At 71.4% G+C, this 14,122-nt stretch carries 14 protein-coding genes; 6 read left to right on the forward strand and 8 right to left on the reverse strand.

Features of this window, described 5'->3' with window-relative positions; translation table 11 throughout:
- Genes OG885_RS35375 through OG885_RS35385 form a run of 3 tightly spaced genes read right to left on the reverse strand, consistent with a single transcriptional unit; the run spans position 1 to position 4,564 of the window.
- Positions 1–1,563, reverse strand: coding sequence for a sulfite exporter TauE/SafE family protein (locus tag OG885_RS35375; protein WP_405738583.1), 1,563 nt, complete (start codon positions 1,561–1,563; stop codon positions 1–3).
- Positions 1,560–3,062 carry a tetratricopeptide repeat protein gene (locus OG885_RS35380; protein WP_405738585.1) on the reverse strand — a complete coding sequence of 501 codons (1,503 nt, stop codon included), beginning with the start codon at positions 3,060–3,062 and terminating at the stop codon, positions 1,560–1,562. The genes OG885_RS35375 and OG885_RS35380 overlap by 4 nt, the downstream gene beginning before the upstream one ends.
- Complete coding sequence (locus OG885_RS35385; RefSeq protein WP_405738588.1) at positions 3,029–4,564, reverse strand: DUF4331 domain-containing protein; 1,536 nt, start codon at positions 4,562–4,564, stop codon at positions 3,029–3,031. The genes OG885_RS35380 and OG885_RS35385 overlap by 34 nt, the downstream gene beginning before the upstream one ends.
- A gap of 208 nt (positions 4,565–4,772) precedes the next feature.
- Between OG885_RS35385 and OG885_RS35390 the strand changes: the two genes are divergently transcribed.
- The 3 genes from OG885_RS35390 (at position 4,773) to OG885_RS35400 (ending at position 6,568) form a co-directional block, all read left to right on the forward strand.
- A complete protein-coding gene (locus OG885_RS35390) occupies positions 4,773–5,315 on the forward strand; it encodes a sigma-70 family RNA polymerase sigma factor (RefSeq protein WP_405738591.1) in 543 nt (180 codons plus the stop codon).
- Positions 5,316–5,329: 14 nt separating this feature from the next.
- On the forward strand, positions 5,330–6,172 hold the full coding sequence (locus OG885_RS35395; RefSeq protein WP_405743018.1) for an anti-sigma factor domain-containing protein: 843 nt from the start codon (positions 5,330–5,332) through the stop codon (positions 6,170–6,172).
- A 126-nt stretch (positions 6,173–6,298) separates the two neighbouring features.
- On the forward strand, positions 6,299–6,568 hold the full coding sequence (locus tag OG885_RS35400) for a hypothetical protein (protein WP_405738594.1): 270 nt from the start codon (positions 6,299–6,301) through the stop codon (positions 6,566–6,568).
- Positions 6,569–6,803: 235 nt separating this feature from the next.
- Here OG885_RS35400 and OG885_RS35405 read toward each other — a convergent pair whose 3' ends face one another.
- Both OG885_RS35405 and OG885_RS35410 read right to left on the reverse strand, forming a co-directional pair.
- Positions 6,804–7,586, reverse strand: a complete 783-nt coding sequence (locus OG885_RS35405; RefSeq protein WP_405738597.1) for an ABC transporter permease — start codon at positions 7,584–7,586, stop codon at positions 6,804–6,806.
- Positions 7,583–8,533 carry an ATP-binding cassette domain-containing protein gene (locus OG885_RS35410; RefSeq protein ID WP_405738600.1) on the reverse strand — a complete coding sequence of 317 codons (951 nt, stop codon included), beginning with the start codon at positions 8,531–8,533 and terminating at the stop codon, positions 7,583–7,585. Before OG885_RS35410 ends, OG885_RS35405 begins: the two co-directional genes overlap by 4 nt.
- A gap of 63 nt (positions 8,534–8,596) precedes the next feature.
- On the opposite strand from OG885_RS35410, the gene OG885_RS35415 reads away from it, so the two are divergent.
- A complete protein-coding gene (locus tag OG885_RS35415) occupies positions 8,597–9,313 on the forward strand; it encodes a TetR/AcrR family transcriptional regulator (RefSeq protein ID WP_405738603.1) in 717 nt (238 codons plus the stop codon).
- On the opposite strand, the gene OG885_RS35420 is transcribed toward OG885_RS35415, so the two are convergent.
- From OG885_RS35420 to hmgA, 3 genes are read right to left on the reverse strand one after another with little or no spacing between them, the layout of a single operon-like run.
- On the reverse strand, positions 9,310–10,461 hold the full coding sequence (locus OG885_RS35420; protein WP_405738606.1) for a type ISP restriction/modification enzyme: 1,152 nt from the start codon (positions 10,459–10,461) through the stop codon (positions 9,310–9,312). The genes OG885_RS35415 and OG885_RS35420 overlap by 4 nt on opposite strands.
- Positions 10,462–10,487: 26 nt before the next feature.
- The gene (locus OG885_RS35425; protein WP_405738609.1) at positions 10,488–11,237 is read right to left on the reverse strand and encodes a GntR family transcriptional regulator; all 750 of its coding nucleotides are present in this window, start codon (positions 11,235–11,237) and stop codon (positions 10,488–10,490) included.
- Positions 11,238–11,264: 27 nt separating this feature from the next.
- Positions 11,265–12,581, reverse strand: a complete 1,317-nt coding sequence (gene hmgA, locus OG885_RS35430) for a homogentisate 1,2-dioxygenase (RefSeq protein ID WP_405738611.1) — start codon at positions 12,579–12,581, stop codon at positions 11,265–11,267.
- A gap of 191 nt (positions 12,582–12,772) precedes the next feature.
- Between hmgA and OG885_RS35435 the strand changes: the two genes are divergently transcribed.
- Both OG885_RS35435 and OG885_RS35440 read left to right on the forward strand, forming a co-directional pair.
- Positions 12,773–13,441, forward strand: a complete 669-nt coding sequence (locus OG885_RS35435) for a hypothetical protein (protein WP_405738614.1) — start codon at positions 12,773–12,775, stop codon at positions 13,439–13,441.
- Positions 13,438–14,061 (forward strand): TetR family transcriptional regulator, encoded by a 624-nt coding sequence (locus OG885_RS35440; RefSeq protein ID WP_405738616.1) that lies wholly within the window; start codon positions 13,438–13,440, stop codon positions 14,059–14,061. Before OG885_RS35435 ends, OG885_RS35440 begins: the two co-directional genes overlap by 4 nt.
- Positions 14,062–14,122: the final 61 nt, after the last annotated feature.

Raw genomic sequence — 14,122 nt, forward strand, 5'->3', positions numbered from 1 at the left:
TCAGCCGAGTGCGGATGCCGCCCCCTTGAGCACCAATCCAGCCCCGAGCGCCACGACGAGCAACGCCGACATCAGCGGCGCGTGCCGGCGCACGAGGGCCGTGATCGGATGCGTGGCCCAGCGGGGGCGCCGGTCCAGCAGCCGATTCATCCCGGTACCCAGCCTGACGACGGCGAACCCCGCCGCGGTGAGCGTGAGGGCGAGCCCCACGCCGTACGCCACGACGAGCAGGAACCCGAACCACGCCTGCCCGAGCGCCATCGCGCCTACGAGGACGACGACCGCGGAGGGGCTGGGGACAAGCCCGCCGGCGAAGCCGAGGAGGATCGTGCCGCGGAGGGTGGGGGCGGTGGAGTGGCTGTGGGTGAAGCCACCGTGCGTGTGCGTGTGGGTATGCGCGTGCGAGTGATCGTGATCGTGATGATGGTCATGAGACTGGCCATGGTCATGAGAGTGGCCGTGGGGGTGGGCGCCGACCAGCGCCAACTCGCGCTCGGGGGCCGCGGCGGACACCTGCGCGTGCGCATGGCCGCGCTGGTGCCAGGCCCGTCGTACGAGGGTCAGGCCCGCCCCGATCACCAGCGCGCCGCTCGCGACGCCCAGCCAGGTGATCACCGAGGGCGCCGCCCCCGAGCCCGCCGTGACCAGCAGGCCCAGGGCGACCACGCCGAGGGTGTGCGTGACCGTGACCGACGCGGCCAGGGGCATGACGTCCTTGAGGCGGGCCCTGCCGCCGCGGGCGGTGGCCACCGCGGCCATCAGGGTCTTGCCGTGGCCCGGGGCGAGGGCGTGCAGCGCGCCGAGGGCGACGGCGATGAGGAGGGCGAGGGCGGCGAAGCCCACGGTGAGGTCGTGGCGGGCGACCAGGGAGTCCAGCGCCCGCGTCCAGCGGTCGGCGCCGCGCGGGAGGACGGAGGCGGCGGGGGCGTCGGCATTCTCCTCGGCGAGGGCGGGGCCACCGGGGCGGACGCGCAGTGCCGCGGTGGTGGTGTCGGCGGGGGAGGAGAGCAACTCGCCCGGGTAGGTGGTCAGTTCGCGGGAGACCGAGGTCTTCGGTACGTCCGAGGCCGTCAGCGTCGTCCGGTCGCCGCGCGCGGTGATCTCCCGCCAGCCGGGGCCGGAGGCCGCGCCCGCGCTGCGGAAGCCCAGGGACACGGTCGCGTCCTCGGGGAGCGGTGCCGTCAGTTCGCACTCCACACGCAGGGTGTCGAGCCCGGCCTGCCCGGGCCGTACCGCCGCCTTGCTGCTCCTGACGCTCAGGGCCGCCGCCGTGCCGTCGACCGTGACCTCGCTGCCTTTCGCCGCCGTCTCGCAGCGCTGCCGGGCCCATGCGCCCATGCCCTGCCGCTCGATGTCCGGCTTGGCCTGGGTCGCCGGGATCTCGGCGAGGTCCTCGACATGGTCGACGCGAAGCTGCCCGGGGGCGGTGACCAGTCCGTCGTAGCGGTTGACGGTGAAGTTGCCGAGGGGGTGCGCGCTCGCACCGCCGGAGGGGACGAGCACGAGCGCGCACACGGCCGTCAGGACGGCCGCACCGGAGGCGAACAGACGACGGGTCCTCACTTGGCCGCCTCCAGCGTCTTCAGTGCCTTACGGGCCTCGGCGGCGCCCAGGGGCGAGAAGCCGGGGTTCAGTTTCAGGGCCGCGGCGAGATGGGTGCGGGCGTCCTCGGCGTGGCCGGTGGCGCGCTCGATCATGCCGCGGTGGTAGAGGAACGCGGCGCTGCGGTAGCCGGTGGCGGTGGCCTGGCGGGCGTAGGGCAGGGCTTCGGCGTCCTTGCCGTTGACGTGCAGGGCCCAGGCGAGGGCGTCCGCGGTGTGCACGGTGTGCCGGCGGGCCCACTCGGCGCGGGCCGCGCGCAGCGCCGCGGCCTTGTCGCCGTGGTCGGCGGCGGCGAGGGCGGTGTCGAGGTCGGCGTTGACGCCGTTGGCGCGGGCGAGGGCGGTCCAGGCGTCGACGAGGGCGTACTGCTCGTCGGCCTTCGCCCGCTCGCCCGCCCGCTCGTACAGCTCACCCAGCTCGACCAGCGGTCCCGGCAGCGGATAGCGGGCGACCACGTCCTCCATGTTCTTGAGGGCGGCTGCCCCCTCGCCGCTCGCGGCCTGTGCGCGGGCCCGGCCTTCGAGGGCGGGGATGTAGTCCTCGTCGGCGGCGAGCGCACGGGCGTAATAGGTGAGGGCCGACTTGTAGTCGCCCTGGTTCCAGGCGAGTTGGCCGAGCTGGGCGGCCACGTACGCCACGTCGCCCGGGGTGGTCGCGGAGCCGAGCGCCTGCTTCAGCACCCGCTCGGCGGTCGTGACGTCACCGCGCAGCTCCCGTACGTACGCGTACCGGGTGAAGACGGGGACGCCGGGCTTGCGGGCGTCAGCCGTGTCGGCGGCCTTCGCGGCGTCGGCGTAACGGCCGAGCTCGACAAGGGCGTCGACCCGCAAGGAGAGGGCCCGCTCGTTGTAGGGGTTCTGCTTCAGCACCTGGTCGGCGTACTTGAGGGCGTTGCCGAAGTCGTGCCGGGCCGCGGCGAGGGCGGCGCGCCCGGCGAGGGCCTGCTCGTTGTCCGGCTTCAGCTTCAGCGACCTGTCCAGGGCCTTGTCGGCCTGCGGATAGCGGGAGGGGTCGCCCTTGGTGCGGGCCTGCTCGACATAGGCGAGCCCGAGGGTGGCCCAGCCGCCGAAGTCCTTCGGCTGGGACCGGAGATGGTCCTGGAGGGAGGCGATGCTCGTGTCGAGGTCGCCGTTGGAGAGCAGCGCCGGTGACATGGCGCTCGGCGCGGCGGCGGCACTCGTACCGCCGCCGTCCCGCAGGGCACCGAAGGCGATGGATCCGCCGGTGAGCGCGATGGCCAACAGCACGGCGGAGCCGCTGAGTTGAACGACCCGCCCCCACCGCCTTCCCGGCGGGTCGTCATGCTTTTGCGAGGCCATGCCCTCTCCTAGATATGTCGAACAGTGCGGCGCGACCCGCGCCGTGGGGGATGAGTACGCGCGGGTCGCGCCAGTTTCAAAGGGACGTCGACTGCAAGAGAACCGACCTAGTACGGCCGAGTCCTCATCCGCCGCCACCACATGAGGCCGGCGCCCACGAGGGCAATACCGGCCGCACCCGCACCGGCGCTCGCGGCGATCAGCGTCGTGTCGTCCATGCCGCCCGAGGCCCCGGCCGGCTGCAACGCATCACCGAGCTGGTTACGGACGTCGTTGCCACCACTCGTGCCCTTGGCCAGCGCACCCCGAGAACCCGCCGTCGGGTTGGCCAGATACGGGAACGACTTGCCGAACTTCTTGTCGTTCTTGTCGACCGCGTCACCCAAGTCGTTCTTGGAACCGACGAGTTCACCCTCGACGACCTGGAGCGCCGCGTCGAGCACGTCGTCGGAGAGCCGACGCCCGTTCGGGAAGCCCGCGTTGTCGCCGTCGAGCACACCGAGCCGCTTGGGATCATGCGTCGGCTTGATGGACGTGTTGAGGCGCAGCTCCTCCGCCGGCCGTACGTGCGGCGGCTGGTTGAGGCCCTCGACGCCCTTCAGGAAGACGTCGACCAGGTCGTTGCGGGGCTCGGCGGGCGCCTTGATCTTGTAGATCGCCTCGATGAGCTTCGGCAGCTCCGGGTTGGTCACGTTGTCCAGGAAGTCGGCGTCGTTCCAGGGCGCGGACGCGTTGAACTTGTCCTTGTCCTCGATGGGGTTGACGACCTCGTTCACCAGCGGGTTGCCGAGGCGGGAGACCTGGGAGTAGTAGCCCTGGGCGTTCTTGCGCTGGGTCGTCGACCAGATGCCGACGATCGGCTGCTCCGCGGACTCCGTGATCATGTCCGTCGGCACCTGGAGGGCTATGGAGTTGACGTTGTAGCCCTTGAGCGTGTCCCGGCCGACCTCGGACAGGTTCCCGCCGTACAGCAGGTCGAAGACGCGCAGGTCCAGGAAGAACGGGTCGTCGGCCTGGCCGGCGAACGTCGTTGCGCCGCTGGACAGTTCGTGGATCGCCTCCTTGCGCAGCTTGCCGTAGTTCGGCATCGACGCCTTGCCCACGTTCGACGGGGCGACGGGCACGTCGTCGGCGAGCTTCGTCTTGGAGACGACCCTCTGGTTGTGGAGCTTGAACAGCTCCAGGTCGTACGACTGCGTGACGTTCAGGTCGGGGTCGTCGAGGCTCTCGACGGCACCGGTGTTGTAGAGGAACGTCTTCTTGTTCTTCGTGTGCGTCTTGAACGTGTAGCGGAAGAGCAGCTCGCCCTGCGCGTCACCGTTGTTGTCGACGTGGATGTCGTACTGGGCGTCCTCGGCGAACGTGTAGAAGTTCGGGCCGCCCGCCGGGTCCTCGAAGGGGATCCAGTTGGCGATGATCGTCGTCGTGTCCGGCTTGTCCGGGCTGACGAAGGCGTACACGTCCGTGTTGTCGTACTGCGGGTCGCCCGAGATCAGCGGGGCCTCCCGGTGACTGGAGGCGGAGGCCGCCCCCGGTTCCAGCGTGGCCACGCCGGCGGCTGCGAGCCCCCCGGCGGCCAGCGCACCACATACGAGGGTCACAAGGCTCCTGCGCCCCGCACCGCTCCTGGAGATAGGTGTCATGCCGTCCGTCCTCAGTCCAACTTGCCTGACGCTGGAGGATTCGGAGCAGGGGGCGGGCCGGATTGGTCGAACTTGAAAACTTATTTCCTCGCAGCTCGACCCGCGTTTTCGACGTTCTGATCCGTAACCCCATCCGGAGGTGTGTTCGTTGCGAATACCTCGTGGGAAAGGACGACCCGGATGCGGGTTCGCGGGAGGGGGAGACGAGTTGGAGGCGGACGAGCTTCTGGTGCTCGTGGCCGGCGGTGACCAGAAGGCATTCGAGATGCTGTACGGACTGGTGTCCGGGCCGGTGTTCGGGCTCGTACGACGGGTCGTGCGCGATCCGGCGCAGTCCGAGGAGGTGGCTCAGGAAGTGCTGCTCGAACTCTGGCGCTCCGCCGCGCGGTTCGACCCCGGCCGGGGCAGCGCCCTGTCCTGGGTCCTCACCCTCGCCCATCGGCGGGCCGTGGACCGGGTGCGCAGTGCCCGCGCGGCCGGCGAGCGCGAGCAGCGGGAGGCCCACCGGGCCCACCACACCGCCTTCGACCAGGTGACCGAGGAGGTCGAGGCGGGACTCGAACGCGAGTGGGTGCGCCGCTGCCTGGAACGGCTGACCGACCTCCAGCGCCAGTCCGTCACCCTCGCCTACTACGACGGCTACACGTACCGTGAAGTGGCCGAGCGGCTCTCGCTGCCGCTGGGCACCGTCAAGACCCGGATGCGCGACGGACTGACCCGGCTGCGCGAGTGCCTGGGAGGTGTGGCGTGAGCCTGCTCGACAAGATGCTGCGCCGCGACGACCCGCACTCGCTGGCCGCCCCCTACGCCCTGGACGCCCTGGAGCGGGCCGAGCGGACCCGCTTCGAGAAGCACTTGAGGAACTGTCCGGTCTGCGCCGCCGAGGTCCGCGCCCTGTCCGAGGACGCCGTCCGGCTGGCCTGGTCGACGGCGGCCCCGCCGCCGCCCGCGATGCGCGACCGTGTGCTGGCCGCCGTACGCACCACGGCACAGGAGCCGGCCCGGGCGCGCGAGCCCGAGGCGCGCGCCCGGACAACGCAACTGCCGCCGCACGTCTGGGGCACGCAACCACCGCCGTCGCGCTCCGGGGGCCCCTCCCACGCTTTCGGCAGTGGGGGAGCGCCCCGCGCGCGCCGCCCCCTGTTCGTGCCGTTCGCCACCGCCACGGCCGCCGCCGCGCTCGTCGTCGCCTCCCTGTTCGCCGTACAGGCGAACCAGACGCAGGACCAGCTGAACGCCGAGCGCGCCCAGGCACGTGAGATCGCCCACGTTCTCGCAGCTCCGGACGCCCGGGCCAGCACGGGAAAGGACGCGGACGGCCGCAGCATCGGCGTGATCGCCTCCGCGGCGGAGGGACAGGCGGTCATCACGTTGCGCGGATACGACGACGTCCCGAGCGGCCGCGTGAACCAGTTGTGGCTCATGCGCCCCGGCGCGCAACCGCGCTCCCTCGGGCTCTTCGAGGGCGACACGCCCTTGGTCGCGACCGGTCTCGACAAGGCGGCCACATCACTCGCTGTGACCGTCGAGCCCGACGGAGGGTCACCGCAACCCACCAGCCAGCCAGTTGTCCAACTCGCCCTGAAATCGGTTGGATTCGGAGAGTAATCAAGGAGGGGTCGTCAACACCCTTACGGGGAAGGTGAATCCTGTGACCGCGATACACGAGTGCCCCGCGGGGGCGATAGGGTTACCCTGCCCGGGCCGGGTGGACTCGTACGGGTGGGGAGTGACATGGATCAGATAACAGTGCGCAGCAGGGCCAGGGTCCCTGCGATCACCTGCGGGAGCAGCGCGACCAGTTCGCGTCTCGACCGCCATCTCGCGGTGCTCGGGGGTCCCGTGGTGCCGCAGCAGAAGGCTGCCGAGGCCACCACGCTGATGCGTGAGCTGACAGCGCGTGAGCCCGTGCGCAACCAGAGCGACCAGAAGGCGCGGGTCCGTCGGGTCTCGCTCTTCGCGCCGCTGCGCCGACTGCGTCGATCGCTGTTCGGCGGGCGCTGAGCTCCCGACTCGCGCTCGGGCGGTCGCACCGGTCCGGCACGGCGCCGCGAACCCGTCGTCCGTCATCCCCACGGCATGCGGCACCCTCCGGGTGCGGCCGCCCGAACGCGAGTACGCACATTCCCCCGCTCCCCATGAACTCGTCCGCGACACCCACCCGTTGACGAAGAAGCCCCGGGGTGCCCCGGGGCTTCCGTAAGCCTGGCCGTTCAACTCACGTCTCGTGCGCCGGAGTTCACCCCTCGCCGCGTGCGTACCGGCGCACCCCCAGCGGCACGAACACCGCCAGCAGCACCGCGCACCACGCCAGCGACCCGGCGACCGGATGCGCCACCGGCCACGCGGCCCCCTGAGGGACGGGCGCGTTGCCGAACAGCTCCCGCAGAGCCGTGGTGAGCGCGCTGATCGGGTTCCACTCGGCGATCGCGCGCAGCCAGCCCGGCAGATTGCCGGTCGGGATGTAGGCGTTGGACAGCAGCGGCAGCATGAAGGTCGCGCTGCCCAGCTGACCGGCCGCCTCCTCGCTCCGCGTCAGCAGCCCGAGGAAGATCCCGGCCCAGGTGCACGCGAACCGGAACAGCAGCAGCAGCCCCACGGCCGCGACCGCCTCCGGCGCGGACCCCTCGATCCGCCATCCCACCGCGAGCCCGACCAGCAGGAACGGAACCGTGCCCACGGCCGTGACCACCAGGTCGGCGACCGCCTGGCCCACCGGCACGGCGGCCCGGCTCACCGGCAGCGTCCGCAGCCGGTCCGTGACCCCCCGGTGCACGTCCTGCGCCGCCTGGAACATCCCGGTCATGATCCCGTTGGCGGCGGTCGCCACCAGTAGCCCCGGCACCAGGAACGAGCGGTACTCCGCGCCCGGCATCGCCAGCGCGCTGCCGAAGACGTAGCCGAAGAACAGCAGCATGCTGATCGGCATGGTCTGGGTCAGGATCACCAGCGCCGGGTTGTTGCGGACCCGCAGCAGCTGCCGGCCCAGCATGGCCGTGCCGTCGTAGGCGAGGGTGCTCATGCGGCTACCTCCTGCTCCCGCTCGGCCGTCAGACGCAGGAACACGTCGTCCAGCGTGGGTGGTCTGAGACTTGCGTCGAGCAACGGCACTCCCGCCGCGTCGAGTTCCCGCACCAGGCGCGGCAGCGTGAGCGTGCTGTCCCGGGTGACCGCGCCGACGGCCACCCGTTCGTGGTCGAAGGAGGGCTGCCCGCCGGTGAGCCGGTCGAGCACACCGGCCGCCGGTACGAGCACGTCCGGGTCCGCGACGACGACCTCGACGTAGGTGCCGATCACCGCCTTGAGCTGGTCCGGTGACCCGGTGTGGGCCACCAGGCCCCGGTCCACCAGGGCGATGTCGTCGGCGAGCTGGTCCGCCTCCTCCAGGTACTGGGTGGTCAGCAGGACCGTCGTGCCGTCCCGCTTCAGCTCCCGCACCGCGTCCCAGATGTCCCCGCGGCTCGCCGGGTCGAGGCCGGTCGTCGGCTCGTCCAGGAAGAGGACCTCGGGGCGGCGGACCAGGCTCGCCGCGAGGTCGAGACGGCGGCGCATCCCGCCCGAGTAGGTGGACGCGGGCCGGTCGGCGGCCTCGGTCAGCCCGAAGCGCTCCAGCAGCTCGCCGGCCCGCTCGTTCGGCGCCCGCATCCGGTGCAGCCGGGCGAACAGCCGCAGGTTCTGCCGGCCGGTGAGGTCCCCGTCGACCGACGCGTACTGCCCGGTCACGCCTATGGCGCGCCGTACCGCCGCGGCCTCGCGGACCAGGTCGTACCCCGCGACCCGCGCCGACCCCGCGTCCGGGCGCAGCAGCGTCGTCAGCAGCCGTACCGCCGTCGTCTTGCCCGCCCCGTTCGGTCCGAGCACCCCGCAGACCGTGCCCCGCGGGACGGCCAGGTCCAGCCCACGCAGGGCACGCACCTCGCCGAACCGCTTCTCCAGACCCTCACTAAGTACAGCGTACGTAGTAGTCATGGGTCGACCATAGCGCACTACGTACGCTGTACGTAACTAGGATGGTGGCCGAGGTGATGATCGATGGCGGGCCGAGCGGCCGTACCCGAAGTGATCTGGGCGCGCCCCGAGCGTGCGGGGCGGGGGCCGAAGCCGGCGTACACGCGCGCCGACATCGCGGCGGCGGCGGTGCGGATCGCCGACACCGAGGGCCTGGACGGGCTGTCGATGCGGCGCGTCGCGGCCGAGCTGGGCTGCGGCACGATGTCGCTGTACAACTACGTCCCCCGCAAGGAGGACCTGTACGAGCTGATGATCGACGCGATCGGCGGGGAGCACGAGATCCGGGAGCCCTCGGGCGACTGGCGTGCCGACATGCTCCGCAACGCGATGGAGACCCGCGGGATCATGCATCGGCACACCTGGGTGCCGCGGCTGATGTCAGGGGTCTACGGCTTCAGCCCGAACAGCCTGCGCTATCTGGAGCACTGCCTGGACTGTCTGGAGCCGCTCGACCTCCCGTACGCCACCAAGACGGAGCTGGTCGCGCTGCTCAACGGGGTCGTGACGACGTACACCGCGAACGAGATCGCGACGGCCGAGCGGACGCGGTCGATGCCGTGGTCCGAGGAGGAGGAGAACGCGGTGCGGATCGCCTACCTCGGGAGTCAGGTGGCTACCGGGGCGTATCCGAGGCTGGCGGCGGCGTTCATGGAGCAGAGCGGGCCGATCGATCTGGAGGGGGTGTTCAGGAGGGCGTTGGAGCGGGTGCTGGACGCGTTCGATCCGGAACGGCGTTAGATCAGGCCCAGTTGGCCTTCCGGGCCTTCCTCGTGGTGGTCGAGAACCGATGCCGGGCGCCTTGCCGAGTCCGGTACCGGCAGGACGCCCGCCCTGCGCAGGTCCGTCGTTCTGATCCTCGGCGTCAACTCGTCCTGAAGTGGCTCCACTTCCGCCAGTAGCGCCAACACCGTGATCAGCTCCAGGAGTTCAGACGTCCATGTCTGGGTCCAGGTCGCCGGGCGGATCGCTGCCAGAGTGCCCGGCTCGGGTTCTGCCGTGCGCGTCGTGAACCACTCCTCCAGGACCCTCACCCCGGCCACCTCGTAGTCCCACGCCTCCGGCGGCACCGGGGAGACGCGGCCCTCGTCGAGGTGGAGGGTCTCCTCGTCGCGGTCGTAGTGGAGGGTGAGGGGGCGGGAGGGGAGGGGGGCTCTGACGTAGGGGCGACGGCCTCCCGGCAGCTTGGGCCGGTCGCCGTCGCGGCGCATCAGCCACAGCAGACGGTGGCCCGACTCGACGCCCCGCGCCCAGAGTCCCGGGTCGTCGGTGAGCGGGACGGTCAGGTCGGGGCGGACGGCCGTCATGATCCAGGCGAGCACGTCCAGGGGGGACGGGGCTTGGCCGAGACGCTCGCCCAGGTACCCCAACAGGCCCGGCGCGAGGTTCGGTTCGGTGGCTCCGGGGCGGCGGTAGAGGGGGCGGACGCGGCCGGGGCGGAGCAGCGGGAGCAAGGACGTGGCGACCAGCGGCGGGCCCCCACCGCCCGCCGTCTCCGCCACGAACACCTGGTCGTCGTCCGCCACCCGCCACAACTCCGGGCGGGCGATGTCGATCAGACGGTGATCGGGGATCAGCCACTGTTCGTCGAAGGGAGCCGACAGGACACGGACGGGCTCCGGGCAGGGACCGGTCGCCCTGACCAGCTTCTCCGTGCCGCCGGTCCGGCCCGGCAGCTGCCCGACCGCGGAGCGCAGGGTGCGGGAGCGCGTCGGCTCGAACAGGGCCTCCCGGTCCGGGCCTTCGGCCTTCAGCAGGGCGTCCCAGCGGGCTTTCAGGGATGCCGCGTCCGGACCCGCCGGCCACCCCCGGCCGAGCCGCGGCGGTGCGACGGACCACGGCATGAGGTCCGCGAGCAGCGGAGCGTCGTCGTGCGTCACGCTGGGCATCGTACGACTTGGAAACGGCACCGGGGTCAGGTCGCCTCCAAGGTCACCGTGAAGGAGAAGCGGTCGCCGCGGTAGTGGATGACCGCCGCGTCCAGCACCCGGCCCTCCGTGTCGTAGGTGACGCCCGTGTAGTGCAGGATCGGGCTGAGCAGCGGTACTTGGAGGAGCTGGGCCGTCTCCGGGTCCGCGAGGCGGGCCTCCACGGTGTCCGTGATGCGGCTGATGTCCGCCCCGACGACATCCCGCAGCACCTTCGTCATCGGCCAGCGGACCAGGTCCTCCGGGTCGACCCGGGCGGCGAGTTCGGGGCGGATCCAGTTGCGCACGTGGTTGGTCGGCTCGCCGGTCTTCTCGTCGGAGCGCAGCCGGTGGTACGTGCCCACCTCGTCCAGATCGGGGAAGTACTCGGCGAGTTCGGGCGGCACCGGCCCCTTGCCGTGGTCGAGCAGCTCTGTGGTCATGCCCGACTGCTGGGCCACGATCGCGTCCACCGAGCCGAGCAGCCGCACGGGCGCGGTCCGCAGGGCGTTCGGCTCGATGAACGTGCCGCGCCGGCGATGGCGGGTGATCAGCCCTTCGTCCTCCAGCTCCTTGAGCGCCTGCCGCATGGTCAGCACGCTCACCCCGTAGTGCCCCGCCAGCTGCTCCTCGGTGGGCAGCCGCAGCGGGTCCTGGGGCGAGCGGCCCAGTATCGAGGCGCGCAGCGACTGCGACACCTGGTACCAGAGCGGCAGTTTGCGGTTCAGGACGATCGAGTCCGGGGCGAAGGAGGTCACCAGGCCATCCGTACCGGTCGGGGATCTTCAGTGCAAGGGGCGGAAGTGGCGCTCCAGGCCCTTCCACACGTCGTCGTAGTGGCGCTGGAGATGGTCCGCCTGGGCCGCGTGCGCGGTGAGCGTGACCGGCCAGCGCGTCTCGAACATGAACGCCAGTCCGTCGTCCACCTTCCGCGGCACCAGCTCCGCCGCGCTCGCCCTGTCGAAGGTGTCCCGGTCGGGACCGTGCGCCGACATCATGTTGTGCAGCGAGCCGCCGCCCGGCACGAAGCCCTCCGCCTTGGCGTCGTAGGCGCCCTCGATGAGGCCCATGTACTCGCTCATCACGTTCCGATGGAAGTACGGCGGCCGGAACGTGTCCTCGCCCACCAGCCAGCGCGGCGCGAAGACGACGAAGTCGACCCCGGCGAGACCGGGGGTGTCGCTCGGCGACGTCAGCACCGTGAAGATCGACGGGTCCGGGTGGTCGTACGAGATCGACCCGATGACGTTGAAGCGGCGCAGGTCGTAGACGTACGGGAGGTAGTTGCCGTGCCAGGCGACCACGTCCAGCGGGGAGTGGTCGTACGTCGCCGTCCAGAGGTTGCCGCAGAACTTGTTCACCACCTCCACCGGACCCTCGACGTCCTCGTACGCGGCGACGGGCGCCTTGAAGTCGCGGGCGTTCGCGAGACCGTTGGCGCCGATCGGGCCGAGGTCGGGGAGGCGGAAGGGGGCGCCGTAGTTCTCGCAGACGTAACCGCGGGCTGCGGTGTCGAGGAGCTCGACCCGGAAGCGGACGCCCCGCGGGATCAGGGCGACCTGGCCGGGCTCGGCGTGCAGCAGCCCGAACTCCGTGCGCAGCAGGAGCCCGCCGCGCTCCGGGACGATCAGCAGCTCGCCGTCGGCGTCGCTGAAGACACGGTCCATGGAGTCGGTGGCGTGGTAGAGGTGCACGGCCATGCCGGTGCGCTGGGTCACGTCGCCGTTGCCGCCGAGGGTCCACAGGCCGGCCAGGAAGTCGGTGCCCTCCGTGGGCTCGGGGAGGGGGTTCCAGCGCAGCCGGTTCGGGTCCGGGACGGACTCGGTGAAGGGGGCCGTACGGATCCGGCCGTGGTGGGTGTGGGTGAACGCCGGGTGGGCGGCGGAGGGGCGGATGCGGTACAGCCAGGAGCGGCGGTTGTGGGCGCGGGGTTCGGTGAACGCCGTACCGCTCAGCTGTTCCGCGTAGAGGCCGAGGGGGGCGCGCTGCGGTGAGTTGCGGCCCTCGGGCAGTGCGCCCGGAACCGCCTCCGAGCTGTGCTCGTTGCCGAACCCGGAGAGGTAGGTCAGGCCCTCCGCGGTCTTCCGTGCGTCCCCGCTCATGATCGCTCCCTTGCGCTCTGATTCCTATGGAACACCGTAGGAATGCGTTTTCGTCCGCGCAAGAGGGAGGGCCCGGTCCGGTGATCGGCCTGGTGATCGGCCCGCTCCGGGGTGGGCCTCCTCATCAGGGAGGATGAACAACCAGCCTTCAGGGGGATCCGACTTTCGGATGACTGTTCTACGCTCCCGGCATGTCGTGGACGCGGGCCCTGCCGACCGCGCTCGCGGTCTGTGTCCTTGTGCTGACCGGAACCGCGAGCTGCGATTCGGACGACGGGCGACAGAAGGAACAGGCGGTGTCGCCCTCACCGGTGGGCAAGGTCCTCAAGGACACCGACGAGGAGGGGCGGCACTACCGTGAGGTGGACGACAAGGACGCCCCCGAGGTCGACATCGAGGTGCAGCCGGAGGCCGACGACAGCTGGGACGTACACCTGACGGTCAGCAACTTCCGCTTCTCGCCGGCCGGCACGGAACCGGAGGCGGTGGAGGGGCGCGGCCTGGTCTACCTCTACGTCGACGGCGACCTCGTCTCCCGGCTGCGCACCCCGGACTGCCGCGTCCCCGGCGACCTCGTCCCACGCGGCACCCACACCGTCACCGCCCGCCTCTACGCCGACGACGGCACCGTGTGGGCGGTCGACGGCGAGGCGGTGGAGAGCGCGGCCGACATCACGGCGTCGGGCGCGGAGGCGTCGCCGGGCGCGGAGACATCCCCTGGCCCGGCTGCGTCCCCGACCCCGGCCGCCTCGCCGAGTCCGGAGACCGCCGCCGCCACGCCGGACGCGCTGAGTGCACCGGGCACGTATGTCCGTACTGGGGGGCGAGGTTCACCGGACCGCGCCGGAAAGGCATCATGAAGCCCGTGCCCCACGCGACATCCGCGACATCGCTCCGCCGAGCCCCTGTGCAGCGGCGCAGCGCCGAACGGCTGACCAGAATCCTCGACGCCTGCGCCGACCTGCTCGACGAGGTCGGCTACGACGACCTGAGCACACGGGCCGTCGCCCAGCGGGCCGGCGTCCCCATCGGCTCCGTCTACCGCTTCTTCGGCAACAAACGGCAGATGGCGGACGCCCTCGCCCAGCGCAACCTCGAACGCTTCACCGAGCAGGTCGGCGAGCGCCTCCAGGGCGCCGACGGGGGCTGGCGGGTGGCCCTGGACGCCGTACTGGACGAGTACCTCGCCATGAAGCGCACGGTGCCCGGCTTCTCCCTCGTCGACTTCGGCAACCAGATCCCCGTCGGCGCCCGCGTCGCCGAACCCAACCACCGGGTCGCCGACCGCCTCATCGAACTCCTCTCGGGCTACCTCGGCCGCGACGCCGACGAGGATCTGCGGCGCACCTTCCTCATCGCGGTGGAGACCGCGGACACCCTGGTCCACCTGGCGTTCCGGGTGGCCCCCGACGGCGACGAGAAGATCATCGCCGAGATGCGGGAGCTGCTGCGGGCTTATCTGTCCAGGGTGCTGGACTGACGCGGAACGTCCCGTGCGGGCACCCCCGTTGCTAAGGTGATCCCGCCTCGGCCCGGCGACA

Origin of the sequence: Streptomyces sp. NBC_00028 (assembly GCF_045041065.1) — a bacterium.
GTDB lineage: Bacteria > Actinomycetota > Actinomycetes > Streptomycetales > Streptomycetaceae > Streptomyces.

Bases quoted from the DNA above. Each gene is read 5' to 3' on its own strand.
- OG885_RS35385 (WP_405738588.1), bottom strand. From the start codon at position 4,564: ATGACACCTATCTCCAGGAGCGGTGCGGGGCGCAGGAGCCTTGTGACC.
- OG885_RS35395 (WP_405743018.1), top strand. From the start codon at position 5,330: ATGCTGCGCCGCGACGACCCGCACTCGCTGGCCGCCCCCTACGCCCTG.
- OG885_RS35400 (WP_405738594.1), top strand. From the start codon at position 6,299: ATGGATCAGATAACAGTGCGCAGCAGGGCCAGGGTCCCTGCGATCACC.
- OG885_RS35405 (WP_405738597.1), bottom strand. From the start codon at position 7,586: ATGAGCACCCTCGCCTACGACGGCACGGCCATGCTGGGCCGGCAGCTG.
- OG885_RS35410 (WP_405738600.1), bottom strand. From the start codon at position 8,533: ATGACTACTACGTACGCTGTACTTAGTGAGGGTCTGGAGAAGCGGTTC.
- OG885_RS35415 (WP_405738603.1), top strand. From the start codon at position 8,597: ATGGCGGGCCGAGCGGCCGTACCCGAAGTGATCTGGGCGCGCCCCGAG.
- OG885_RS35420 (WP_405738606.1), bottom strand. From the start codon at position 10,461: ATGCCCAGCGTGACGCACGACGACGCTCCGCTGCTCGCGGACCTCATG.
- hmgA (WP_405738611.1), bottom strand. From the start codon at position 12,581: ATGAGCGGGGACGCACGGAAGACCGCGGAGGGCCTGACCTACCTCTCC.
- OG885_RS35435 (WP_405738614.1), top strand. From the start codon at position 12,773: ATGTCGTGGACGCGGGCCCTGCCGACCGCGCTCGCGGTCTGTGTCCTT.
- OG885_RS35440 (WP_405738616.1), top strand. From the start codon at position 13,438: ATGAAGCCCGTGCCCCACGCGACATCCGCGACATCGCTCCGCCGAGCC.